The organism is Streptomyces sp. SP18BB07 (assembly GCF_036322545.1).
GTDB lineage: Bacteria > Actinomycetota > Actinomycetes > Streptomycetales > Streptomycetaceae > Streptomyces > Streptomyces deccanensis.
In genome coordinates this window covers 29,066-52,189 of sequence record NZ_JAQYWT010000333.1, presented here as the reverse complement: position 1 = coordinate 52,189, position 23,124 = coordinate 29,066, and the positions used below count along the sequence as shown (strand labels likewise).

Annotated in this window: 19 protein-coding genes and 2 tRNA genes; 11 read left to right on the top strand and 10 right to left on the bottom strand. The window is 70.2% G+C overall.

The features are described 5' to 3' along the window. Positions 1-21 precede the first annotated feature (21 nt). The 4 genes from PUR53_RS25850 (at position 22) to PUR53_RS25835 (ending at position 4,578) form a co-directional block, all read left to right on the top strand. Entirely contained in the window at positions 22-1,977 is a 1,956-nt protein-coding gene (locus tag PUR53_RS25850) for an FAD/NAD(P)-binding protein (RefSeq protein WP_329909784.1), read from the top strand. Next, positions 1,974-2,912: a homoserine O-succinyltransferase gene (locus PUR53_RS25845; RefSeq protein WP_329894721.1), complete on the top strand. Its 939-nt coding sequence runs from the start codon at positions 1,974-1,976 to the stop codon at positions 2,910-2,912. Before PUR53_RS25850 ends, PUR53_RS25845 begins: the two co-directional genes overlap by 4 nt. A 2-nt stretch (positions 2,913-2,914) precedes the next feature. Beyond that, entirely contained in the window at positions 2,915-3,550 is a 636-nt protein-coding gene (locus tag PUR53_RS25840) for a LysE family translocator (protein ID WP_329894722.1), read from the top strand. Between the two features lie 77 nt (positions 3,551-3,627). Then, positions 3,628-4,578: a hydroxyacid dehydrogenase gene (locus PUR53_RS25835; RefSeq protein ID WP_329894723.1), complete on the top strand. Its 951-nt coding sequence runs from the start codon at positions 3,628-3,630 to the stop codon at positions 4,576-4,578. A 78-nt stretch (positions 4,579-4,656) separates the two neighbouring features. Here PUR53_RS25835 and PUR53_RS25830 read toward each other — a convergent pair whose 3' ends face one another. The 4 genes from PUR53_RS25830 to PUR53_RS25815 form a co-directional block, all read right to left on the bottom strand. Continuing rightward, positions 4,657-6,594: a kelch motif-containing protein gene (locus tag PUR53_RS25830; protein WP_329909783.1), complete on the bottom strand. Its 1,938-nt coding sequence runs from the start codon at positions 6,592-6,594 to the stop codon at positions 4,657-4,659. Beyond that, positions 6,591-8,588 (bottom strand): glycosyltransferase family 2 protein, encoded by a 1,998-nt coding sequence (locus PUR53_RS25825; RefSeq protein WP_329909782.1) that lies wholly within the window; start codon positions 8,586-8,588, stop codon positions 6,591-6,593. Before PUR53_RS25825 ends, PUR53_RS25830 begins: the two co-directional genes overlap by 4 nt. Before the next feature lie 479 nt (positions 8,589-9,067). Beyond that, positions 9,068-9,144: transfer RNA gene (locus PUR53_RS25820), tRNA-Lys, on the bottom strand. 73 nt (positions 9,145-9,217) lie between these two features. Continuing rightward, positions 9,218-9,874 carry a hypothetical protein gene (locus tag PUR53_RS25815; RefSeq protein WP_329894726.1) on the bottom strand — a complete coding sequence of 219 codons (657 nt, stop codon included), beginning with the start codon at positions 9,872-9,874 and terminating at the stop codon, positions 9,218-9,220. An 839-nt stretch (positions 9,875-10,713) separates the two neighbouring features. On the opposite strand from PUR53_RS25815, the gene PUR53_RS25810 reads away from it, so the two are divergent. The 7 genes from PUR53_RS25810 (at position 10,714) to PUR53_RS25780 (ending at position 18,667) form a co-directional block, all read left to right on the top strand. After that, a complete protein-coding gene (locus tag PUR53_RS25810) occupies positions 10,714-12,360 on the top strand; it encodes a peptidoglycan-binding protein (RefSeq protein ID WP_329909781.1) in 1,647 nt (548 codons plus the stop codon). Positions 12,361-12,573: 213 nt separating this feature from the next. Next, on the top strand, positions 12,574-13,719 hold the full coding sequence (locus PUR53_RS25805; protein ID WP_329894728.1) for an SPFH domain-containing protein: 1,146 nt from the start codon (positions 12,574-12,576) through the stop codon (positions 13,717-13,719). 96 nt (positions 13,720-13,815) lie between these two features. Continuing rightward, positions 13,816-14,433 (top strand): lytic polysaccharide monooxygenase auxiliary activity family 9 protein, encoded by a 618-nt coding sequence (locus PUR53_RS25800; protein ID WP_329894729.1) that lies wholly within the window; start codon positions 13,816-13,818, stop codon positions 14,431-14,433. 120 nt (positions 14,434-14,553) lie between these two features. Beyond that, positions 14,554-15,024, top strand: coding sequence for a DUF3592 domain-containing protein (locus PUR53_RS25795; RefSeq protein ID WP_329909780.1), 471 nt, complete (start codon positions 14,554-14,556; stop codon positions 15,022-15,024). A gap of 40 nt (positions 15,025-15,064) precedes the next feature. Next, on the top strand, positions 15,065-16,711 hold the full coding sequence (locus PUR53_RS25790; protein ID WP_329909779.1) for a long-chain-fatty-acid--CoA ligase: 1,647 nt from the start codon (positions 15,065-15,067) through the stop codon (positions 16,709-16,711). Positions 16,712-16,790: 79 nt separating this feature from the next. Further along, positions 16,791-18,029: a sensor histidine kinase gene (locus tag PUR53_RS25785; RefSeq protein ID WP_329909778.1), complete on the top strand. Its 1,239-nt coding sequence runs from the start codon at positions 16,791-16,793 to the stop codon at positions 18,027-18,029. Then, positions 18,014-18,667, top strand: a complete 654-nt coding sequence (locus PUR53_RS25780; protein WP_329909777.1) for a response regulator transcription factor — start codon at positions 18,014-18,016, stop codon at positions 18,665-18,667. The genes PUR53_RS25785 and PUR53_RS25780 overlap by 16 nt, the downstream gene beginning before the upstream one ends. A 122-nt stretch (positions 18,668-18,789) precedes the next feature. Here the strand turns inward: PUR53_RS25780 and PUR53_RS25775 are convergent. From PUR53_RS25775 to ehuB, 6 genes are all read right to left on the bottom strand, one after another. Then, positions 18,790-18,863: transfer RNA gene (locus PUR53_RS25775), tRNA-Lys, on the bottom strand. Positions 18,864-18,977: 114 nt separating this feature from the next. Next, positions 18,978-19,736 carry an IclR family transcriptional regulator gene (locus PUR53_RS25770; protein WP_239754661.1) on the bottom strand — a complete coding sequence of 253 codons (759 nt, stop codon included), beginning with the start codon at positions 19,734-19,736 and terminating at the stop codon, positions 18,978-18,980. 214 nt (positions 19,737-19,950) lie between these two features. Then, a complete protein-coding gene (gene ehuA / locus PUR53_RS25765) occupies positions 19,951-20,727 on the bottom strand; it encodes an ectoine/hydroxyectoine ABC transporter ATP-binding protein EhuA (RefSeq protein WP_329894760.1) in 777 nt (258 codons plus the stop codon). A gap of 10 nt (positions 20,728-20,737) precedes the next feature. Beyond that, a complete protein-coding gene (gene ehuD, locus PUR53_RS25760; protein ID WP_239754659.1) occupies positions 20,738-21,388 on the bottom strand; it encodes an ectoine/hydroxyectoine ABC transporter permease subunit EhuD in 651 nt (216 codons plus the stop codon). Continuing rightward, positions 21,388-22,104, bottom strand: coding sequence for an ectoine/hydroxyectoine ABC transporter permease subunit EhuC (gene ehuC, locus PUR53_RS25755; protein WP_239754658.1), 717 nt, complete (start codon positions 22,102-22,104; stop codon positions 21,388-21,390). Before ehuC ends, ehuD begins: the two co-directional genes overlap by 1 nt. Continuing rightward, positions 22,101-23,024: an ectoine/hydroxyectoine ABC transporter substrate-binding protein EhuB gene (gene ehuB, locus PUR53_RS25750; protein ID WP_329894735.1), complete on the bottom strand. Its 924-nt coding sequence runs from the start codon at positions 23,022-23,024 to the stop codon at positions 22,101-22,103. Before ehuB ends, ehuC begins: the two co-directional genes overlap by 4 nt. Between the last annotated feature and the right edge of the window lie 100 nt (positions 23,025-23,124).

Here is a 23,124-nt window from a genome sequence, read left to right as displayed (position 1 = left end):
ACTTCCTCCCCAACAACTCCCGTGCAGGCAAATGCAGTTCAGCCCGCCTCCGCCGTCCAGGAGGCTCCCGTCGCCGGCACCGTGGGCATCATCGGGCTCGGCTCGCGTGGCGTCGGCGTGCTCGAACGTCTCGTCACCCTCGCCGCGTTGCCGGAGCGGGCGGGGCGGCGGCTCGTGGTCGAGGTGGTCGACCCCGACGGCTCCGGTGTCGGCATCCACGCCGTGGACCAGCCCGACCACCTGCTGCTCAACACCCTCTGCGCGCAGGTGAGCCTCTTCCCCGAGGAGGCGACGGTGGGCGCGTCCGTCGGCGACCGTGGCCCCAATCTCTACGAGTGGGTGTCGGCCCGTGGCCTGAAGGTGGCCGACGACGGTCACACCCTCGGCGCCGAGGGCCGTCCGGTGCGCCCGGACGACTTTCTGCCCCGGCGGGTGCTCGGCGAGTACCTGAGCTGGTTCCTGCGGCGCCTCCTCGACCGCGTCCCCGGCAACGTGGAGATACGGTTCCACCGCGCCACGGCGACCAGACTGTCCGCCGGCCCGGACGACTCGCGACTGATCACCCTGGACACCGGCGAGACCCTGCGGGTGGACACGGTCTTCCTCACCACCGGTCACACCCCGCCGACCGCCCCCGACCCGGAGGCGCCGGGAGCGTCCCGGCGGATCCACGAGATCTACCCGCCCGCCGACGCCTTCGCGGACGTCACCGCGGGCCAGACCCTGGCCCTCGGCGGCACCGGCCTGTCGGCGATGGACGTCCTCGCCACGCTCACCGTCGGCCGGGGCGGCCGCTACGAGGCCGTCGAGGGCGGCCTGCGCTATCTGCCCAGCGGACGGGAACCGAGCATCCTGCTGTTCTCCCGCACCGGCATCCCCTTCCGGGCCCGGCCCACCGACAACCGCACCGGCGGACCGTACCGGCCGGTGGTGTTCACGCCGCAGACCCTGGACCGCCTCCGGGCCGCCGGGGGCGACCGCCCCCTGGACCTGCACGGCGACCTGATCCCCCTCATCCGCGCCGAGATGCGCAGCGCCTTCCATCGTCGCGGCGCCGCCCTCGCCGGGGGAGCCGACGCCGAGCGGACCCTGACGGAGCGGCTGCGCGCGGCGGCGGACGCGGGCACCCTGGACGACGAGTTGACCGCCCTGGACGTCGAACACGCCGAGCGGTTCGGGCACTTCGACCCGCAGGCGCTGCTCTTCCCCGACAGCGCCGAGTTCGACTCCGCCGACGCCTACCGCAAGTGGTACGAGGAGCGGCTGCGGTCGGACCTGGTCGAGGCGCGGCTGGGCCTCGGCGCCAGCCCCACCAAGGCGGGCCTCGAAGTCCTGCGCGACCTGCGCGACGTCGTCCGCCACGCCGTCGACTTCGGTGGCCTGGACGAGAACTCCCACGACGAGTTCTACGGCTCCTTCACCGCCACGCTCAACCGGTCGGTGACCGGCCCGCAGCTCGACCGGCACGAGGAACTCCTCGCCCTGCTGGAGGCCGGCGTCGTCAGCGTGCCCTTCGGTCCCGCGCCGCGCGTCGAGTGGGACGGGACGGTGTGGCGGATCTCCTCCACCCGCCTCGGCACCGGCCACAACGCCCCGGCGGACTGGCTGGCGTACGCCACCTCGGGGCAGCCCGACGTGGAGGCGACCGGCAGCCCGCTGCTGGCCGACCTCGTGGCGAGCGGGCGTATCCGCAGGCACCGCCCGGGGGCCCTCAGCAGCCGGGGCGCCGACATCACGGCGGACCAGCATCCCGTCGCCGCCGACGGCCGGCCCGACCGGAAGGTCCGCGTCCTCGGCCCGCTCTGCGAGGGGGCCACCTTCTACAACCACTACGTCCCGTCGCCCGGCGGCCCCAACCGCGCGCTGGCGGACGCCCACCGGTGCGTCACCGCCGTACTGGCCGAACTCGACGCCGCCACCGGGGCGGAGACCGTGACCGAGACCGCGACCGCGACCACCAGGAGTCCCGTACTGTGACCCTCATCGTCCCCACCCCGATCGACGCCGTCGACCGGCTCGCCGCCGAAGGCATCACCGTCACCGTCGAGCCACGCGACGCCGCCCCCGCCACCCCGGCCGTCGAACTGGCGCTCCTCAACCTGATGCCGGACAAGCCGGTCACCGAGACCCAGGTGCTGCGGCAGCTGTCCGGTGCCGGGCTCCCCGTACGCGTCACCCTGCTGCGCCCCCGGGACCATGTCTCCAGGAGCACGCCGGAGGCGTACCTCAAGGAGCACTACCTGACGCACGAGGACGTCGCCGACCGTCGGTTCGACGCCCTGATCGTGACCGGCGCCGCCGTCGAACTCCTCCCCTTCGAGGAGGTCACGTACTGGGACGAGCTGCGCGGCATCATGGACTGGGCGCAGGAGAACGTCACTTCCGCCCAGTACGTCTGCTGGGGCGCGCAGGCCGCGCTGTACCACCGGTACGGCATCCCCAAGCACGAGCTGCCCGCCAAGCTGTTCGGGAGCTTCCCGAACCGGCTCACCGACCCCTCCTCCCCGCTGCTGGCGGACATCGAGCCGGTGATCGCGGTGCCGCAGTCGCGCCACACCGAGAACCTCCGCGCCGACTTCGAGAAGACCGAGGACCTGCGGATCCTGGTGGAGTCGCCGGAGGCCGGGGTGCACATCGCGGTCGGCCGGGACGGCCGGGAACTGTATGTCTCCGGGCACCCGGAGTACGACCCCGACACCTTGCTGCGGCAGTACCGGCGCGACGCGGCCAAGGGCGCGGACATCGCCCTCCCGGCCCACTACTTCCCGGGTGACGACCCGTCCGCCGCGCCCGTGGAGAACTGGCAGGCTCCCGGACGGATTTTCTACCGCAACTGGCTGCGCGGCCTCACGCGCGATGGAATCCCCCTGGCCGAGATCACCGGGGTCACGGCCGAGAAGACAGGAGTGTAGACGTGTCGGTCCTCCAGGCACTGGTCTCGTTCGCCCTGGTGTCAGCCCTGTTGGTGATCATGCCGGGCGTGGACACCGCGCTGGTCATCCGCAACACCGTCGCGCGCGGCCGGCTCCACGGGTTCATCACCGGCGTGGGCGTGGGCGTCGGCGCCGTCCTGTGGGGCGCGGCCATCGCGGTGGGCGTCGGCGCGCTGCTCGCCGCCTCCGAGACCGCGTACACCGTGTTCCGGATCGTCGGCGCCGCCTACATGGTCTGGCTGGGCATCGGGCTGTGGCGCTCGGCGCGGGCCATCGGCGCGGCCAAGGAGGGCGACGCCGACCTCGAACCGGAGGCCGCCTCGCTGTGGCGCTCCTTCGGCCGGGGCATGCTCAACAACCTGGCCAACCCGAAGGTCGGTGTCTTCTACGGCGCCACGATCCCGCAGTTCATCCCCGAAGGTGTCTCGCCCGCGCTGATGGGCACCGCGCTGGCCGCGGTCAACGCGGTGGAGGCGGTCATCTGGTACGGCCTGATCAGCCTCGGCGCCCACGGCCTGCGCACCTGGATGCGGCGCCGTTCGGTCCGCCGCAACGTCGACGCGACCGCCGGCACGGTCATGATCGCCTTCGGTATCGCGATGGCGGTCCAGAGCTGAGCGGCGGCTCGTCCCCCCACCCGGGCGCCACGGCACCCACGCAGAGCCCAACAGCCCCCACCCCTACGGAGATTCAGATGTCTTCCCGTGTCGTCCTGGTCGCCGACCCCCTGCCGGCGGCCGCCCTGGAGCGCTTCGGCCCCGGGTACGAGGTGCGCCACTGCGACGGCGCCGACCGCGCGCAGTTGCTGAGCGCGGTGCCCGAGGCGCACGCGCTCCTGGTCCGCAGCGCCACGACGGTGGACGCCGAGGTCCTGGCCGCGGCCCCCCACCTCGCCGTCGTCGGGCGGGCCGGGGTGGGGGTCGACAACATCGACGTCGCCGCCGCCACCGAGGCCGGCGTCGTGGTGGTCAACGCCCCGGCCGCCAACGTCGTCAGCGCCGCCGAGCTGACGTGCGGGCTGCTGCTGGCGGCGGCCCGCGACATCCAGGCGGCGGGCCGGGAGCTGAGGTCCGGCGTGTGGCGACGCGCCACCCATGTCGGCACCGAACTCGCGGGCAAGACCCTCGGCATCGTCGGGCTCGGCCGGATCGGTCTGGCGGTCGCGCGCCGCATGGCCGCCTTCGACATGACGGTCCTCGGCCACGACCCCTACGCCACGGCGGAGACGGCGGACCAGCACGGCATCAAGCTGGTGGCGCTGGACGAGCTGCTCTCCCGGTCCGACTTCGTCACCGTCCACGTGCCGAGGACACCGAAGACCGTGGGCCTGATCGGCGAAGCCGAACTCCGCCTGGTCAAGCCCACGGCCTACCTTGCCAACGTCTCCCGCGGCGGCATCGTGGACGAGGCGGCCCTCCACACGGCCCTGCGGGAGTCCCGCCTCGCCGGCGCGGCCCTGGACGTCTTCGTCGACGAGCCGTGCACCGACTCCCCGCTCCTCGCCCTCGACGAGGTGACGGTGACCCCGCACCTGGGCGCCAGCACTCGCGAGGCCCAGGAGCGGGCGGCGACGGACGCCGTCCGCGCGGTCCTGCAGACCCTCACCGGCGAACGGGCCCCCGAGGCCCTGAACGCCCCGCGCTGAGCCTCCGGCCCGCCGACCGACACGAGAACCCCAGGTCCATGACCTGGGGTTCTCGACGTCCGGTGCACTGTCCGAACGCTAGGGGACCTTCACCCACCGAGCCTCGCTCGGCGTCCCCGCGCCGTCCGTCACGAACAGCATGTACCAGCCCGACTGCACCAGATTCCGGTTCTTCGGCACGGTCACCGTGATCTCGTCCCCGGTCACCTCGAAGTCCACCTCGATCGACTTCTGGTCCACATCGGTCACATGCGTCGACGCGCTCGGCCGGATCAGCCGCGCCGACGCGATCGACGACCCGTGCCGCGTGCCGAACGTCGCCTTCCCGCCCCGCGCGACCGTCTTCTTCTCCCCGGTCAACGTGGGCCGGGCGTCCTGGAAGAGGTACGGCGGCGTGTAGATCTCGATCCGCTGCTCGAACTCGCCGGGCTTGGTGTTGGCCTTGTCGGCGTACAGGGAGTCCGACCCGAAGAACACGACCCGTCCGTCCGGCAGCAGGATCGACCCGGAGTGGTAGTTCCGGCCCACCAGCGGGTCGGCCACCCTCCGCATCTCGCCCGTCCTCGCGTCGTACAGCCGCGCTTCGAGGATGTTGGAGTCGCCGCGCCCCCGGTAGTCCTCGGAGCCACCGGAGATGAGGACCGTGTCGTCGGGCAGGATCGAGGCCTGCGGGTACCGCGTGCCCTTCGCCAGCCGTGGCCCGTCCACGAACCGCGGCCGATCGGCCAGCAGATCGATCACCCGGGTCCGCTTGCTGGACCGCTCCGACTCACCGACTCCGCCCCCGCCGATGACCATGTACGTCTCGTCCTGCGCCGGGGGCAGCAGCACGGTCCCGGCGGTCTCCAGGAGCTTGCTGTCGCTCATGCCGGGGACCTTGGTGAACTTGTTGGTCTTCAGGTCCCAGATCCCGGGGTCGCGCCCGATGTCGTCCGGCCCGTACCCCGCGTTGGCGCCCGAGTAGAACAGCTTGCCGTTCTGCATCAGGGAGATCGCCGGGTACGTCGGGAACTGCTGTTCGTCCTTCGTGTACGTCCACTTCTTCGTCCCGGGGTCGTAGATCTCGTTCTTGCCCGGGACGAGCTGTCCGATCTCGTCCAGCCCGGACAGCGACAGGACCGTGCCGTCCGTCAGCGTCGTCAGCGTCGGGTACCAGCGCGCCTCGTTCATCGGGTCGACCTTGATGTACTTCTCGGCGACCGGATCGAACTCGTAGGCGTCCTTGATTCCCTGGAAGTCCTTCTTGTCGAGGGCGAGTTTCTGCGCGATGCCGTACGTGTTCCGCGCGTCCTCGCCCTTCAGGCCGACGACCTTGTAGTTGTCCTCCGTCCCCGTCTCGTACCGCTTGCCGCTGCGCTCGGCCTCGACGTAGGCGCGGGCGATGCCGGGCTCGTTGCCGGTGAACTTGCCGGTGTCCGGGTCGAAGGTCTTGACGGCCTTCTTGAGCTCGACGGTGTCCTTGAGCACGAACGTCTTGCCGTTCGCCTTGCCGACGAACCTGGTCCCTGCCTTCAGCTTCATCCCCTTGTCGGGGTTCTCGTTGTGGATGATCATCAGGCCGCCGGCCTTGGTGACATCCCCCTTCAGCTTCTCGTAGCGCTTGGTGCCGCCGGCGATCAGCAGATTGCCGTTGGACAGCTGGGTGTGCCCCGTGCAGAACAGGTCGGCCGGTGTCGGCACTCGCTCGATCGTCTGCTTGACCGGGTCCCAGAGGCGGGTGTCGAACTTCTTCTTGTCGAAGTTCTCGGCGTCGTTCCCCGAGCCCGCGATCAGCAGGATCTTGCCGGTGTGCAGCAGTGCGGCGTGGATGGTGTTCTGCCGGTACTTCTCCGGGAACTCCACGATCTGCCAGTGCCCGTTGTCCGCCTTGTACTCGGGTCTGTTGATCTTGTACTCGTGGTACTTCTCGGTACTGAAGCGGTACACCCACGGCCCGTTCATCCCGGCGAGCGCGAGGACCACCGCCGCGCCGATCGCGAGGCGACGGGCGCGGCGGCGGCCTGCACGGTCCTTCATTCCTTACGCCCCCCAAGTCCGCCCAGGGCGATCTGCATGGTCTGGTCGCTACCCCCGCCGCCCGACCCGGACGCGGCCCAACTCGGCTTGTGCTGGGGAGCGTGGGGCGCGGGTGGGGCGTGCGGTGCGGGGTGCGGCGCGAACGGTGCGGGAGCCGCCTCGGGCGGCGCCACCATGGACCCCTGCAGTTCGGCCGCGGCGGCGGCCTTCTTCCTGTCCTGCCGCAGCATGTAGCGCCAGGCGACGATGGGGAGGGCGGTGATCATCATGGCGAAGACGGCCCAGATGATCATCGCGGGGTGCGCGTTGCCGAAGACGAACCCGGCGGCGATCGAGGCACCGAAGATGACGATGAAGTACCAGTGGTACCGGAAGGTGCCGAACCACCTGTCGGGGCTCGCCGAATCGCCCTTGGGCGTCACCACGAACTTGCTCTTGCGGCGCAGCGCCGAGTCGATCAGCGCCTTGGCGTAGAGCGGCGCGGAGAGCGCGGACATCACCATGCCGGCCACGCCGCCGGAGCCCTCCGGCTCGTGCGGGGAGACGTTGTGCCGACGGTTCCAGACGTACAGGCCTATCTGGAGGGCCGAGGCGTTGCCGTAGAGCATCAGCCACACCACCGGGTCGATGTTCACACCCGACGCGCCGAGACCCAGGAACAGGGCACAACTCAGCGCCGCCAGAATCCAGTTGAGTGCCGACATCGGGTAGAAGATGATCATCATCGTGTAGTTGAAGAGCTTGGTCGGCGGCAGCGAGTACCAGCCCTTCCAGTACTGCGTGAGGATCGTCTCGTACGTCCCGCGCGACCAGCGCATCTGCTGGGTGAAGAAGTCCGTCCAGGCGCTCGGCCCCTCACCGACCGCGAGCACGTCCGGGGTGTAGACCGAGCGCCACTTCTTGCCCGTCGCCGGGTTCTTGTGACGGTGGATCTCGAAACCGGTGGCCATGTCCTCGGTGATCGAGTCGTACAGCCCGCCGATCTGCTTGAGCGCCTTGATCCGTACGGCGTTGGAGGTGCCGACGAACATGGGCGCCCCGTACCTGTTGCCGGCGCGCTGGATCAGCGCGTGGAACAGGAACTGCTGGGACTCGGCGGCCTTGGTGACGAAGTTGTCGTAATTGCCGTACACCTGTGGGCCGATGACGAAGCCGATGTTCGGGTCCCGGAAGAAACCGAGCATCCGCTCCAGGTAGTTGGGCAGCGGGATGTGGTCGGTGTCGACCGAGGCGAAGAAGTCGTAGTCGTCCCCGTGCGCGTCGAGCCAGGCGTTGTAGTTGCCGTGCTTGGTCTTGGCGCGGTGCGGGCCCTTGGGCTGGTTCCACTTCGCGATGCCCTTGCGGGAGAAGTGGTGCACGCCCAGGCGCGCGCAGACCGCCTTCACGTCCGCGTCGTCGCCCTCGTCGAGCAGCCACACGTGCAGCAGCCCGCGGTGGCGGAGCTTCACCGCGGCCTCCAGGGTCTTCGTCACCATCTCCAGCGGTTCCTTGCCGGGCACGAAGGAGGTGAGGAAGGCGACTCTGGTGCCGGTCTCGGGCACCACCGGGACCGGGTCGCGGGCGACCAGGGTGGCGTGCGCGTTCGACAGCACGTTCATGCAGCGGAAGAACTCGATCAGGCCGATCGAGACCAGCATGACCATGTCGAGGGCGGGCAGGAACTCGTACTCGACGTAGTCGCGTTCGGTCCAGTGCTCCTGCTGCAGCAGCCAGGCCAGCAGGACCAGGGAGAGCAGCGGCGCGGCGGCCAGCATCAGGGCGACCCTGAGGCGGTGCGGCTCCTGGGAGATCAGCGACCGGTACTGCACCGTGTACGGCTTGGTCGGGTCGGGCTGGGTGAGCGGGCCGGCGAGGCGGCTGTAGTGCTCGTAGTCGTATCTCGGAAGGTTCTTCTTGAGCTTGCGAAAGGCTCCGGTCCGGTGTGACGACACCTTCAGCCGGGTCGTTTCGGATGGGTCGTTGTGGTGCCGGCCGCCCGTCGGCGTCGACGTCATGAGTCATCCCCCCGCACACACTTCGTCGAGTGTGTGTTCGTCGGTCTTTCGTCCGAATCGGTCCCCCTCGACCGTTACGGACGCATCAGTGGGTCATCGTCACCATGTGATCTACACCATGGAGACACGGGACGACGCCCATCCGGTTGCATTGATGCCCCCTCGGCATCTTTTGTTCCTGAGCGCGTACGTCGCGTGCCTCGTCGAGGGCCCCGGATCCCCATCCCAGGGCGCAAACCGCCCAAGGCCCCCCAACCGCCATGTATCCGCAGTCTCTTACGGCCCAGGGTTCTATGGTGTTCATCTTGATCGCAAGATGCGAAACACGTCGTTTACCGGTCATACGCGGTTAATGGGGCATCGGTGGAGGATTCGTGGGGAGTGAGGAGGGAGTGCGCGGGGGCCGAGGGGGAGTGCGCGGGGCGATGCGCACATGTGGAGAGGCCCCTCGCGATGTCCTCGCGAGGGGCCTCTCCGGATGGTGCGCCGCCAGGGACTCGAACCCCGGACCCGCTGATTAAGAGTCAGCTGCTCTAACCAACTGAGCTAGCGGCGCGCGAGAAGAACTTTACCGGAGCGGCGGGGGTGCTCCCGACCAGGAGCACCCCCGCCGAGCGTCCGAGGTGAGGTCAGAGCTTACCGTTCACCGCGATCCCGTCGTACTCGCGCTCCCGGATGTTGGCCTGCCAGTAGCCCCATCGCACGTTCGGGTCCCAGGTGTATACGTGGCCGGCCTGGTTGAGGCCGAAGGTGCATGCCCTGTTCTGGTTGACCCACCCGCCCACGTAGTCGCCGCTCTTCCACCGGCGCTGGACCACCTGCCACGGCTGACCGAACCCTCCCGGCGGGACCGGCTGCTCGAATGTCTCCGTGGTGCTGATCGTGGACGACTTCTGGATCGAGGGGATGAGAGACAAAACGAAGTTGTACCACTTCTTGCTCGGCGAACTGGCGTTACCGAGGCTGACCTGACCACCTACGGCCCAACCGAAGTTGGTGGTCTTGTTCACAGCCCAGGAGTAATTGCAGTTGCCCGGAGAATTGGATGCGCACTTCTTTTCAGTGCCCCTCCAGACCACGTCCTGCCAGCTGTTCCGGTCTTGCTGTCGCGCCACGGCCCTGGCTTGCTCCTTGAATGAAGAAGCTTTCGGAGCGATCTTTACCTGGTCCGTGTCCGAGTCGCGGAGGCAACCTCCCACCGCATGGGCGGGGTCCGCCGAAAAAAGGACCAAGACGGCCAGGAATGGAGCCGTAGCAAGTGGACGGGTCCACAACTTCTTGTTCATTCGCGTCCTCTCAGAAATCACGTGGACAGGATGGCGACGCCGGGGCCTCATATTCGAGGGGCGATGCCTTCCGACGGGATGAATATGGCACTCGCCATTTGCGCAGTCAACGCTACCGGGCAGTTTTGATGAGACTTCAAGGAGTGTGCTGGGAATGCGTTTTCGGGCAGGCGTAAGCACCCCTTTCATGCCTGCGGAAAAATGGCAGGAGGCAAGGAAAGGGGTCACGAAAAGGGAAGGGGGGTATGCGAAGGGGGCGGGTGTGGGTGGGGGGTGATGAACGGCTCCCAAAGAAAGGTGGCAGGTCTTTAGGGAAGGGCCCGTGTATGCGCGGAAGGCGACGGCGGAAGAAGCGCGACATCGAGGGCGGGTAGCACTTTTGGAGTGCCTGCCCGAAACCCCCGTGCCCCGCTTTTTCATGTGAAGAAGTCATCGGGACTGGTCAAGACCCGTGGGGGGACTTCTTCGTGGTGACGCGGCTCTGGTTCAGCGCTGATCATGCAACCGGTGGGTTCTGTCGTCAAGAACACGCGCGACCGGACTCAATGAACGTAACTCTACCGGATAGTAACTTTCTGTCGCGGGTGAGCCGCTCGCCAACTCGGCGCAGGCGAGGGGGACTTCATCTTTTCTGATGGGTCGTCAGTAAGGTCGTGAGCGGCTGCGCGACGCCGACGGGAGTGGGCCCGGACCTCGCGGGGCCGGCGAGGGGGGCTCTCAGGGCCCGGCGGACCGGTTACGTCATTTGGACCGTCAGCATGCGACACCGGATGACAGTTGAGAAACTGGCGGGCGTGCAGAAGCGTGGAATTCTTCGGTCGGTTCGCGAGGGGAATCGTATGGAGACTCCGGTATTCGAGGAGATCGATCCGGGGGCCGATTGCGAATGCCCCGGCTGTGTCCACTGGCGGCGGGTCATGCCGTACTCGACCCGGTACGCCCATCTGAGTCACCCGGCGGCGAGGACCGCCAGGAACGCCCTCGTCGTGGCCACCGCCGCCGGTGCCGCACTCGGCGCCGGGCATGCCGTACCGGCGGTCGCCGCGGCCCACGGCCCGAGCAGCCCCGGTGCTGTTCCCGCAGATGAGGGGCCCAGGACCCCCCAGGGGAAGAAGGCTCCGCTGCACGGCCCCGGCGGGCGCCCGGCGGGTGGGGGAAAGCCGTCGAAGGGGGTGAGGACACCGCCCACCACCCGCGCCGAGATCATCGGACGGGCCAAGAAGTGGATCGCCGACGAGGTGCCGTACAGCATGCGCGAGTATTGGTCCGACGGTTATCGCCAGGACTGCTCGGGGTTCGTCTCGATGGCCTGGAACCTCCCCGGAAACGAATGGACGGGCAGCCTCGACAAGTTCGCGCAGCGCATTTCCAAGGACCGGCTGGAACCCGGCGACATGCTGCTCTTCCACAATCCGAAGGACCCGCGCCAGGGCTCGCACGTTGTCCTCTTCGGAGGCTGGACGGACCACACGCGGACCCACTACCTCGCCTACGAGTCGGCCCGCCCGTACGCCCGCAGGCAGGCCACCCCGTACGCGTACTGGAACAACGCGAACCGCTATGTGCCGTACCGCTACAAGGGGCTGGTCCCGGACGGCGCGGGCTCTTCCGGAGCCGGGACGGACGCCGCCAACGACTCCGACGACTCCGCCAACGGCTCAGGGGGCCTCACTGACGGCTGGACCGATGGCTCCGGGGGCTCCACCAACGGTTCCGGGGGCTCCACCAAGGGCTCCGAGGGCTTTGCCGACGGCGGCACCGGTGACGGCACCGGCGGCTTCGAAGGTGCCGGCGCGAAGGGGTCCGCCGGGCCGGCGAGCGGCGACCGCTTCCCCGGTGCCGCGGCCTTCGGGCCCGGGGCGCGGAACCAGCACATCGTCCGGCTGGGGCAGATGCTGGTGACGCGCGGCGGGGCCCGCTTCTACCCGGGTGGCCCGGGACCGATCTGGTCGGACGCCGACCGCAGGGCCACCCGGGCGTTCCAGCGGGCGCAGGGCTGGTCCGGCCGTCACGCCGACGGGATTCCGGGCCCGCTGACCTGGTCGTACCTGGTCACCGGGAGGGGCAGGGACATCCCGCCGGCATCGAACGGGAGCCCCGGTCCCAGGGGTGCGTCGGCGGTCCCGCACAGACCTCCCGTCGTGCACCGCCCGACGGGAAGGCCGGCGCCTGTCGGGCCCGGCGCCCCCGGTGGACCTACGGCCCCGAAGTCCCCGGGCGCCCCCGTGACACCCGCCTCGCACGGTGTTCTCGGCTATCCGGGGCGCGCGATGTTCCGGCCGGGCGCGGACAACGTGTTCGTCACCCGTCTGGGGAAACGGCTGGTCGAGAAGGGGTTCGGCAAGTACTACACCTCGGGTCCCGGACCGCGTTGGGGCGAGTCGGACCGGCGGAACGTGGAGGCGTTCCAGCGGGCCCAGGGGTGGCGCGGCGGCGCGGCGGACGGCTATCCGGGCCCGGAGACCTGGCGCCGCCTGTTCGCCTGACATCCTCACCGCTCGCTCCGTCACCGCTGCCCCCCACCGCTCGCTCCTTCCCCCCTCACCCCTCACCCTTCGCTCCTCGCCCCCTTGCTCCCTCACCCTCTCGCTCCCTCACTCCTTCAGCCCCTGGTCCCCTCACCCCCCTCACTCCTCACCCCCTCACCCCTTCACCGACTCTCACCACGGCTCTTCCTGCGCGGAGGCACGGAGGCACGTATGAGTACGACCACCTCACACACGCCGGAGCCCGAGGGGGCCGCGCGGCCCGCCCGGCTCATCCAGAACGAGACGACCACCGAGATCCCCGTCCATCTGCTGTTCCGGGACGACCCCGCCCCGGTCTCCGTCCCGGTCACCCCCGCCGTCGTGGGCCGGCGGCGCGGCACCGGCGAGCAGCCGCGCATCAGACAGGGGCCCGCCTCGATGAAGCCGCGCCCCGCGGTCGAGGTCGACCCCGAACTCGTCGAGCGGCCGGCGCGGGTGATGCCCGGGGTGGTGGGGGTGCTGGGCGGGACGTGCGGGGTGGCCGGATGCGTGCTCACCTCCTGGTGGGCCGGGGTGTTGCCGGGGCTCGCGGTCCGGGCGCTCGGGCTGCCGACGGCGTACGCGGGCGCCGGGCTCGGACCGGCGCAGTGGGCCGCGTACGCGGGGGCCGGGGCGCTGACGATGTTCGGGTTCGGCGGGCTGGCGCGCGGGCGGACCGGACGGGCCTGGGTGCTGGGGCTGTTCGGGCGCTACCGGGGGACGGTCCGCCGCACCGGACTGCTCTGGGTGAACCCGTTCGTGCTGCGTCGTCGCGTCGACGTACGGCTGCGGCACTGGCGGAGCGAGCCGATGGCGGCGGTCGACGCGAACGGGGTGGCGCTGCGGGTCGTCGTCCTGGTGGCATGGCGGGTCAGGGACACCGCGCGGGCCCTGCTCGGGATCGAGGACCATGAGCGGTACCTGCGCGAGTGCGTGGAGGCGGCGGTCTCCCGGGTGCTGTCGCAGCTGCCGGCGGACGTGGCGCCGGGAGCGCTGGTGCGGGACTCGACGCTGCGCAACACCGAGGCGGTGGGGGAGGCGCTGACCCGGCTGGTGGCGGCGGACGCGGCGCCGGTCGGGATGGAGGTGTTCTCGGTCCAGCCGGTCCGGATCGAGTACGCGCCCGAGGTGGCCGCCGTGATGCAGCGCCGCCGGATCGCGGCGCTCGACGCCCAGCACCGGGACACCGTGCTCACCTCCGTCGTCGACTCCGTCGAGGACACGGTGACCCGGCTGACCATGCGCGGCCTGGTCGAACTCGACGACTACGAGCGCAAGGCGCTGGTGAAGGACCTGACGGTGGCGTTCTATACAGGGCGCCGCGAAGTGTCCCCGTGAACCCGGGAATTGGTATGGACATGTTGAATCCGCGCCCATAATCTGGGACTTGGTCTAGACCTGGAAACACCCCCACGTACTCCAGGGAGCGGCAGCATGCGCAAGCTCACGCGTAGCAGGACCAAGTGGTATGCCGCCGGCGTCGGCCTCGCCACCACCGGAGCGCTCGTCCTCTCCAGTGGTGGCGCCTCCGGCCACGGCTACACCGACCTTCCCGTCAGCCGGCAGAAGCTCTGTCAGAACGGCACCGTGACCAACTGCGGCGACATCCAGTGGGAACCGCAGAGCGTCGAGGGACCGAAGGGCTTCCCGGGCTCAGGGCCGGCTGACGGCCAGATCTGCTCCGGTGGCAACAGCAGGTTCAACCAGCTCAACGCGTCCACGAAGCCGGGCGGCGGCGCCTGGCCCACCACCCGGGTGACGGGCGGTCAGAACTACACGTTCCGCTGGCAGTTCACGGCCATGCACGCCACCACCGACTTCAAGTACTACGTCACCAGGGCGGGCTGGAACCAGAACCACGCCCTCGCCCGCTCCGACCTCAACCTGACCCCGTTCTTCACCGTCCCCTACAACGGCCAGCGCCCACCGTCCACGCTCTCCCACACAGGGCGCCTGCCGTCAGGGCTGAGCGGCCACCATGTGATCGTCGCCGTCTGGACGATCGCCGACACCACCAACGCGTTCTACGCCTGCTCGGACGTCACCTTCTGAGCAACTCGCCCTCCGGCCCCGCCAGTTCTGAGGCTCTCTTGAGCTGCGCGGGGCCGTCGTACGGGTACGTTCCCCACACGTCGCCGACCAGGGCGGCGGGCCGAACTCGGGGGGAACACCATGGACGTCTTCTTCTACCTCATCCCTACCATCATGATGGCCTTCATCGGCTTCATGGCCTACCGGGTGCTGAACCGCTGGCTGCGCGTCAGAAGGGCCTGGAGCAGCGGCCTGACGGCCGAGGCCCGCTGCCTGAGGACGTTCACCACGGTCAGTGACAGCGGCGGCGAGCACAGCCGCGTGAGCACGACGATCCACCACGTCTACGAGTTCACGACCCGCGACGGACGTTCCATCCGCTTCGAGGAGGAGGACGGGCCGATGACGACGGTCGAGGGCGACTTCGTCACCGTCCACTACACCGACGGCCCGAACGTGGTCGCCACGGCCCACGCCCCCGGCGAGCGGGTCAAGCACGCCGCGGCCGGTCTCGGCATCCTGGCCTTCCTCGGGGTGGGCTTCGCGTTCTGCGTCTTCTTCATGGTCACCTACCACCAGTTCTCCACGGACCCGTCGTTCCCGACGCCGTGACTCTCCTCATCTGACGGTACGTCAACTACCGTGCGCCGACATGGAGTCCACGAGGCGCACGGTCGCACAGCTCGTCGCCGACCGGTGGGGCGACCACCGGCCCGGGCTGTGGTTCGAGGAACAGGTCCTGACCCACCACGAGGTCGCCGCCGGGGCCGCCGCCCGCGCGGCCCTGCTCGCCGACCTCCTGCCACCGGAGGCCCACCCGCACCTCGGTGTCCTCCTCGACAACACCCCCGAATTCCCCCTGTGGTTGAGCGCGGCGGCCCTGGCGGGCGCGGCCGTCGCCGGCGTCAACCCCACCCGGCGCGGCCCCGAACTGGCCCGCGACATCCTGCACACCGAGTGCCGGGTCCTCATCACCGAGGAGGCCCACCTCCCGCTCCTCGACGGCCTCGAACTCCCCGGCGTCCGCGTCCTGGTCACCGGCACCCGGCCGTACGCCGACCTCCTCGCCCCGTACGCGGGCGCCGTGCCCGACCCCACCCGGGCCACCCCCGCCGACCGCCTCCTGCTCTACTTCACCTCCGGTTCCACCGGCGCGCCCAAGGCCGCGATCTGCTCCCAGGGACGGCTCGCGGCGGCCGGGCGGGCCCTGGTGGACCGCTTCGGGGTGCGGCGGGACGACGTGCACTACGTCTGCATGCCGATGTTCCACGGCAACGCGGTCATCGCCGACTGGGCCCCGGCCCTGGTCGCGGGGGCCGGTGTCGCCCTGCGCCGCCGCTTCTCGGCCTCCGCGTTCCTGGACGACGTACGGGCCTACCGGGCCACGTACTTCACCTACGTCGGCCGGGCCGTGCAGTACCTCCTCGCCACCGAGCCCCGCCCCGACGACCGCGACACCCCCCTGCGCATGGGCTTCGGCACGGAGGCGGGCGCGGTGGACGCGGCGGCGTTCGAGGAACGCTTCGGGGTGCGGCTCGTGGAGGGGTACGGGTCGTCCGAGGGCGGGGCGGCGATCCAGCGCACGCCCGGGACGCCACCCAGTGCGATCGGGCGGGCGGCACCCGGCGACGATCTCGCGGTGGTCGACCCGGAGACCCGGAAGGAGTGCCCGCCGGCCGTCTTCGGCGAGGACGGCCGACTGCTCAACGGCACCGAGGCGATCGGGGAGTTGGTCAACCGGGGCCCCAACCCCTTCGAGGGCTACTGGCGCAACCCGGAGGCGGACGCCGCCCGCCGCCGCGACGGCTGGTACTGGACCGGCGACCTCTTCTACCGCGACACCGACGGCTTCCTCCACTTCGCCGGCCGCACCGACGACCGCCTCCGCGTCGACAGCGAGAACCTCGCCGCCGCCGTCATCGAGAACATCCTCGCCCGCTACGAGGGCGCCGAGGCCGTCGCCGTGTACGCGGTCCCCGACCCGGTCGCCGGGGACCAGGTCATGGCGACCGTCGCCGGCACCTTCGACCCCTGCCGCTTCGCCGAGTTCCTGCTGGCCCAGCCCGACCTGGGCACGAAGATGACCCCGCGCTTCGTACGGGTCGTGCGGTCCATGCCCGTCACCGCCACCAACAAGATCCAGCGCGCCACCCTCCGCCGCGAGGGCTTCCGCTGCGCCGACCCGGTCTGGTGGCGTCCGCCGGGGAAGTGGGCGTACCGCAAGTTCTCGGCGGTGGACCTGGCGCGGCTGGTGTCGGAGTACCGGGCGCGCGGGCGGGAGGAGTTGCTGACGAGGTGACGGGGTAGGGCTGGGCCCACCTCCCGTACACCGGCTGCGCGTATGGCTGCCGCCCGCCGCCCCCGCCTACCGTGACCCCATGATCCGAACGGTCGTACGGGAATTGCCGCGCGCGGTGGCCTACCTGCTGAGCGGTGTCCTCGTCGGCGCCCCCCTGCTGGTGGTGCTGCTGGTCCTGGGCATCCTCGGACTCGCCCTGGCCCCGGCCCTGGTGGGCCTGCCGCTGCTCGCGGTGGCCGTCCTGTCGGGCATCCCCGTCGGCGCCCTCGAACGGCGACGGCTGGCCCTCACCCGTACCCCGCCGCCGCCCGACCCGCACGCCACCCCGGCCGAGCCCGGTCTCGCCGCCTGGGCCCGGCTGCGGCTGACCGAGCGGGCGACCTGGCGGGAGCTGGCGTACATCGTGCTGCTCGCGTTCGCGCTGTGGCCGCTGGACGTGATCGTGCTGTTCGTCGCGCTGGGCGTGCCCGGCGCGATGATCGGGGCGCCCGTGCAGCTGGCGACGACGAGCAGCGCCAGCGGTGACGCGCGGATCGCCAAGCTCTGGCTGATCGACTCCTACGGCCAGGCCCTGCTGTGCACGGTCGCCGGGATCGTCCTCCTCCTCGCGCTGCTGTGGCCCCTCGTCCGGTACGCGCGGGCCCGTGCGGCGCTCGCCCGGCTGCTGCTCGCGCCGAGCGAGGCCGAGGCGGAACGGCGCCTCGACGAGGTGACCCGGTCGCGGGCCCGGCTGGTGGCCGCCTTCGAGGCGGAACGGCGCCGGATCGAACGCGATCTGCACGACGGGGCCCAGCAGCGCCTGGTGTCCCTGAGCATGACCCTGGGCCTGGCCCGGCTCGACGCCCCGCCCGCACTGGCCGACCGGCTCGCCGCCGCCCACCGCGAGGCCGATCAAGTCCTGGGGGAGCTGCGGGAGTTGATCCACGGCATCCATCCCCAGGTCCTCGCCGACTACGGCCTCGCGGACGCCCTCGCCGACGCGGCCGACCGGTCCGTCGTACCCGTGGAGCTGGACGTGGACCTTCCCCGGTTCGCCGAGTCCGTGGAAGCGGCTGCCTACTTCGCGGTCCGGGAGGCGCTCGCCAACATCGGCCGGCACAGCGGGGCGGAGCGCGCGTGGATCGCCGGGCGGTACACCGGCGGACGGCTGCGGGTGGAGGTGCGCGACGACGGCGCGGGCGGCGCCGATCCCGCGCGCGGCACGGGACTCACCGGCCTCGCCGATCGGCTCGCGGTGCTCGATGGGACACTGTCCGTCCACAGCCCGGCCGGCGGCCCGACCGTCCTGTCCCTGGAGATCCCGTGCCTGCAGCGCTGAAGATCGTGCTCGCCGAGGACAGCGTGCTGCTGCGGGAAGGGCTCATCGGCGTCCTGACCCGCTTCGGCCACGAGGTCGTCGCGGCGGTCGGGGACGCGGAGTCGCTGATCACCGCCGTGCGGTCGTACACCCCCGACCTTGTCGTCACCGACGTCCGCATGCCGCCCGGCCTCACCGACGAGGGCCTGCGGGCCGCGCTCGAACTCCGCGCGGCGAACCCCGCCCTGCCGGTCCTCGTCCTCAGCCAGTACGTCCAACGCGCTTACGCCGCCGATCTGTTGGACACAGGCGACGGCACCGGCGTCGGCTATCTCCTCAAGGACCGCATCGGCCAGGTCGAACAGTTCGCGGAGGCGGTGGAGCGGGTCGCGGCCGGGGGCACGGTCGTCGACCCCGAGGTCGTACGTCAGCTGCTGCGGCGCCGGCGTGATCCGCTGGCGGCGCTCACCCCGCGCGAGCGGGAGGTGCTCGCGCTGGTCGCGGAGGGCAAGTCGAACGGGGCCGTCGCCCGGGAGCTGGTCGTCACCGAGGCGGCCGTCGGCAAGCACATCGGCAACATCCTGGGAAAGCTGGACCTGCCTCCGGCGGAGAACACCCATCGCCGGGTGCTGGCGGTGCTGGCTTACCTCAGAGGCTGAGGGCCACACGGGGAGGGGGGTGTGGGTGGCGAAGCCCCCACGGCGCGCGGCGAAGCCGCGCAATAACGACGATGGCGAGGCAGGTTCGCGCTTTCTGCGAACATGCCTCGCCATCGTCATCGTGCGCCGCCAGGGACTCGAACCCCGGACCCGCTGATTAAGAGTCAGCTGCTCTAACCAACTGAGCTAGCGGCGCAGACTCTGTCGCTCTTCCGCTTCCGCGGCTGGCGACAGAGAAAATACTACCTGGTCCGGACGGGTGCCCTCGACCACTTAAACGTGAGCTGGATCTCGGTGGAACGGGCGGCCGCTAGATCGCCAACGACAGCAGCACCGGAGCGGCCTCCCGGTTCAGGGTGTGCGCCGCCGCCCGCAGCCGGTGCGCGTGCCGCAGCGGCAGCGACAGCGCGAGGCAGCCGACGGCGGAGCCCGCGGTGAGGGGGACGGCCGCGCAGACCGTGCCCGGCGCGTACTCCTGGAGGTCGAGGACCGGGACCGTGGGGGTCTGGGCGTCGAGTTTGCTCAGCAGCACCTTCTCGTTGGTGATCGTGCGGGCGGTGAGCCGGGCCGGGCGGTGCCGCGAGAGGTGGTCGCGGCGGCCGTTGAGGTCGAGCTGGGCCAGCAGGCCCTTGCCGAACGCGGTGGCATGGGCGGAGGAGCGGAAGTCGACCCACTCGTGGACCGCGGGCATGGCCGGGCTGTCGGCCCAGCCGGTGACCTGGATCTCCCCGTCCAGATAGCGGGTGACATAGACGGCGGCGCCCACGGAGTCGCGCAGCCGGTCGAGGGTGTGCCGGAGCTGCTCGCGCAGGGCCTGGTCATGACCCTGGGCGGAGCCCAGCCGGGCGAGTGCGGCGCCGGTGACGTAGGCGCCGTCGGTGGTCTGCTCCACATATCCCTCGCGACGCAGCATCCGCAGGAGCGCGGTCAACCGCTCACTGTCGACGCCGGTGCGACGGGCGATCTCGGCGTCGGTGACGCCACCTGCGTGCCGCGCCACCGTCTCCAGGACGCGCAGGGCGTCCTGGGCCGAGTGGTACGGCGCGGTCGGCTCGTGCTTGAGCGCCACGGTTTCCCCCTGCGCTTCTCGGGCCGTTTTTCGGACAGTTTGCCGTGTCCCACGATACGGCCCAAGAGCCGTACGTGGAGGGGTTGTTCGCGAGAAAATCCCCGCACCCGCAGGCCTCCCAACTGCCGGACCAGCACTCTGGCATATGCCGAGGGCATGGCCCGGCAGGCGGACCTCGGGCGTTCCCACGCGTTCGGTCGTTCACTTACCGTGATCAGAGGACCGCGCCGAGGAATTCCCGCGTACGTTCGTGCGACGGGTCGCCGAAGATCTTCTCGGGGCTGCCCGACTCGATCACCTGGCCAGAATCGAACATCAGAACTTGGTCCGAGATGTCCCGGGCGAAGTTCATCTCGTGGGTCACACAGAGCATCGTGATGTCGGTGGTGCGGGCGATGTCCCTGAGCAGGTCGAGCACGCCCGCGACCAGCTCGGGGTCGAGCGCCGACGTCACCTCGTCGAGGAGCAGCACCTGCGGGCGCATCGCCAGGGCCCGCGCGATGGCCACCCGCTGCTGCTGTCCGCCGGAGAGCTGGGTCGGATAGGCGTCGCACTTGTCGGCGAGCCCGACCATGTCGAGCAGTTCGCGGGCGCGCGCCTCGGCCTCGTCCTTGGAGAGCCCGAGGACGGTGACGGGCGCCTCGGTGATGTTCCGCAGCACCTTCATGTTGGGGAAGAGGTTGAACTGCTGGAACACCATCCCGATGTTCTTGCGGACCTCTCGGCACTGCTTCTCGCTCGCGGGGAACAGGCGCTGCCCGCCGACGGTGATCGTGCCCTCGTCGGGCTTGGTCAGGGTCATCAGCAGCCGCAGGATCGTCGTCTTGCCGGAGCCGGACGGGCCGATCAGCGTGACGTGCTTGCCCGCGTCGACCGAGAAGTCCAGCCGGTCCAGGACGGTGTTGCTGCCGAATCGTTTGGTCACGTTCTCGAAGCGGATCAGCTCACTGCGGTCGACGGGCCGGTCCACGGGGGCGTCGGGTTCTTTCATCAGCGGGGTGTCAGCGGACAAGGCGTCGCTCCAGGGTTCGCAGAAGCAGGGAGGCCAGATAGGAGATGAGGATGAAGGCCACCCCGATGACGGTCAGGGGCTCGGTGAAACGGAAGGTCTCCTGGGCGTAGAGCCGTGCCTCGCTCAGCATCTCCGGGACCGTGATCACCATCAGGATCGGGGTGTCCTTGAGCATCGAGATCACGTAGTTGCCCAGCGCGGGCACCACCCGGCGGACCGCCTGCGGCAGGATCACCACCGTCCAGGTGCGCCGCACCGGCAGGTTCAACGCCGTGGCCGCCTCCCACTGGCCCGCCGGCACCGCCTCGATACCGGCCCGGTAGACCTGCATCGTGTACGTCGAGTAGTGCAGCCCGATCGCGAAGACGCCCGTGGTCAGCGCCGAGAAGGTCAGCCCCCACTCCGGCAGCACGTAGAAGAGGAAGAACAGCTGGACCAGCAGGGGGGTGTTCCGGATGAACTCCGTGACCACGCCCACCGGCCAGCTCACCCAGCGGGTCGGCGTCCGCACCAGCAGCGCCCACACCAGCCCGAGCAGGAAGGAGACGACCGACCCCAGGGCCAGCGCCTGCAAGGTGACCAGCAGACCGTCGTAGAAGTGCGGCAGGAAGTCGGTGACCGCGTTCCAGTCCCAGTTCATCAGGCAGCACCTCCCGCGCCCGCGCCCTCGGGGACACGCGCCGGCGGCACGGCCGCCTTCCGTGCCGGGGCCTTGCCCAGCCCGGCCTTCAGCCGCCGCTCCAGCACCCGCATGGCGCGGGTCAGCAGGAAGGCGATCACGAAGTAGATGACCAGCAGATACGCGTAGATCTCCACGCTCTCCTGCAGCGCCAGCCGCACCAGGCTGCCGCTGAACGCCAGGTCGCCCATGCCCATGACCGACACCAGCGCCGTGCCCTTGAGCAGTTCGACGACCAGGTTGGCGAAGGGCGGGATCATCTCCGGGACGGCCTGCGGCAGCAGGATCAGCCGCATCCGCTGCCACGGGGTGAAGCTCAGCGCGATACCGCCCTCGCGCTGCGCCGGATCCACGGCGGTCAGGGCGCCGCGCACGATCTCGGCCCCGTACGCCCCGTACGTCAGTCCGAGGGCGAGGACGCCCGCCCACATCGGGACGAGCTGCCAGCCGAAGGCCAGCGGCAGCACGAAGTACACCCAGAAGATCATGATCAGCGCGGAGGTACCGCGGAACACCTCGGTGTAGAGGCCCGCGACGAAGCGGACGATCCACCGCCGGTGGGTGCGCGCGACCCCGACCACGAAGGAGACGACCGTGGCCAGCAGGGCGCCGAACACCAGCAGTTGGAGCGTGACCCAGACGCCGCGCAGTACGAGTTCCCAGAGCCCTGGTGTCATGAGCGACAGAGCTCCTTCGTGGTCAGGTCGGTCATCTCGACCTCGGTGAACCCGAAGGGCCGCAGCACCCGCAGCAGTTCGCCGCTCTCCTTCATCTTCCGCAGCTCGACGTTGAAGGCGTCCCGCAGCCGTGTCTCGGCCGGCCGGAACGCGAAGCCCGCGCCGTCCACCCGGGGCTTGCCGTCGACGAGCGCGGCGAACGGCTTGGTCGCCTCCGTCGTGCGGGACTTCTTGACCACCTCGCGGGTGGTCAGCGACGTCCCTGCGAACACGTCGACCCGGCCCGCCTCCACGGCGTTCATCCCGGCCACCTGGTCGGGCACGATGACGATGTCGCTCTCCTTGTACCCGGCCTCGACGGCGTGCGCGATCTGCGCGTACCCGGAGCCCGTGGCGAACTTCGCCTTGGCGCGGATCACGTCCTCGTAGTCGTTCAGCCCCTTGGGGTTGCCCTTCTTCACCACGAACGCGTCCAGCATCTCGTGGTCGGGCTCGGAGAAGATGACCTCGGCACAGCGCTCGGGGTTGATGTACATCCCGGCGGAGACGACATCGAACTGCTGGGAGTTCAGCCCGGGTATGAGCGACCCGAACTCGGTGGGCACGGGCTGGACCCGTCCCACGCCCAGCCGCTTGAAGACGACCCGGGCCACTTCCGGCCCCTCGCCGGTCAGCTTGCCGTCGGTGTCGATGTAACCGAACGGGATCTCGCCCGCGATACCGAGCCGTACGACGCCCTGGGCGCGCAGCCGGTCCAGCAGCTCACCCCCCTTCGTGCCGGAGGCCGTGGCCACCCGGCTGCACCCGGCGGCGCCCAGCGCACCCGCCGTGGCGAGCGCGGAGGCGCCGACGAGCAGGGAGCGGCGGCTGGGGTCGCGTGTCTTCCCGGTTCTCCCGGAGGTTTTCGTTGCTGGAGCCATGGGCGCGCGGCTACCCGACCCGATGCGATGTATTCACGCCACCGCGGCGCCCTTCACGACCCTCGCACACACCCGCGGGGCGCCCTTGACCCCGGCGGCA

Excerpts from the sequence above, each read along its gene's own strand:
- PUR53_RS25835 (WP_329894723.1), top strand. The coding sequence starts at position 3,628 with ATGTCTTCCCGTGTCGTCCTGGTCGCCGACCCCCTGCCGGCGGCCGCC.
- PUR53_RS25830 (WP_329909783.1), bottom strand. The coding sequence starts at position 6,594 with ATGAAGGACCGTGCAGGCCGCCGCCGCGCCCGTCGCCTCGCGATCGGC.
- PUR53_RS25825 (WP_329909782.1), bottom strand. The coding sequence starts at position 8,588 with ATGACGTCGACGCCGACGGGCGGCCGGCACCACAACGACCCATCCGAA.
- PUR53_RS25815 (WP_329894726.1), bottom strand. The coding sequence starts at position 9,874 with ATGAACAAGAAGTTGTGGACCCGTCCACTTGCTACGGCTCCATTCCTG.
- PUR53_RS25810 (WP_329909781.1), top strand. The coding sequence starts at position 10,714 with ATGGAGACTCCGGTATTCGAGGAGATCGATCCGGGGGCCGATTGCGAA.
- PUR53_RS25805 (WP_329894728.1), top strand. The coding sequence starts at position 12,574 with ATGAGTACGACCACCTCACACACGCCGGAGCCCGAGGGGGCCGCGCGG.
- PUR53_RS25800 (WP_329894729.1), top strand. The coding sequence starts at position 13,816 with ATGCGCAAGCTCACGCGTAGCAGGACCAAGTGGTATGCCGCCGGCGTC.
- PUR53_RS25795 (WP_329909780.1), top strand. The coding sequence starts at position 14,554 with ATGGACGTCTTCTTCTACCTCATCCCTACCATCATGATGGCCTTCATC.
- PUR53_RS25790 (WP_329909779.1), top strand. The coding sequence starts at position 15,065 with ATGGAGTCCACGAGGCGCACGGTCGCACAGCTCGTCGCCGACCGGTGG.
- PUR53_RS25785 (WP_329909778.1), top strand. The coding sequence starts at position 16,791 with ATGATCCGAACGGTCGTACGGGAATTGCCGCGCGCGGTGGCCTACCTG.
- ehuA (WP_329894760.1), bottom strand. The coding sequence starts at position 20,727 with ATGAAAGAACCCGACGCCCCCGTGGACCGGCCCGTCGACCGCAGTGAG.
- ehuD (WP_239754659.1), bottom strand. The coding sequence starts at position 21,388 with ATGAACTGGGACTGGAACGCGGTCACCGACTTCCTGCCGCACTTCTAC.
- ehuC (WP_239754658.1), bottom strand. The coding sequence starts at position 22,104 with ATGACACCAGGGCTCTGGGAACTCGTACTGCGCGGCGTCTGGGTCACG.
- ehuB (WP_329894735.1), bottom strand. The coding sequence starts at position 23,024 with ATGGCTCCAGCAACGAAAACCTCCGGGAGAACCGGGAAGACACGCGAC.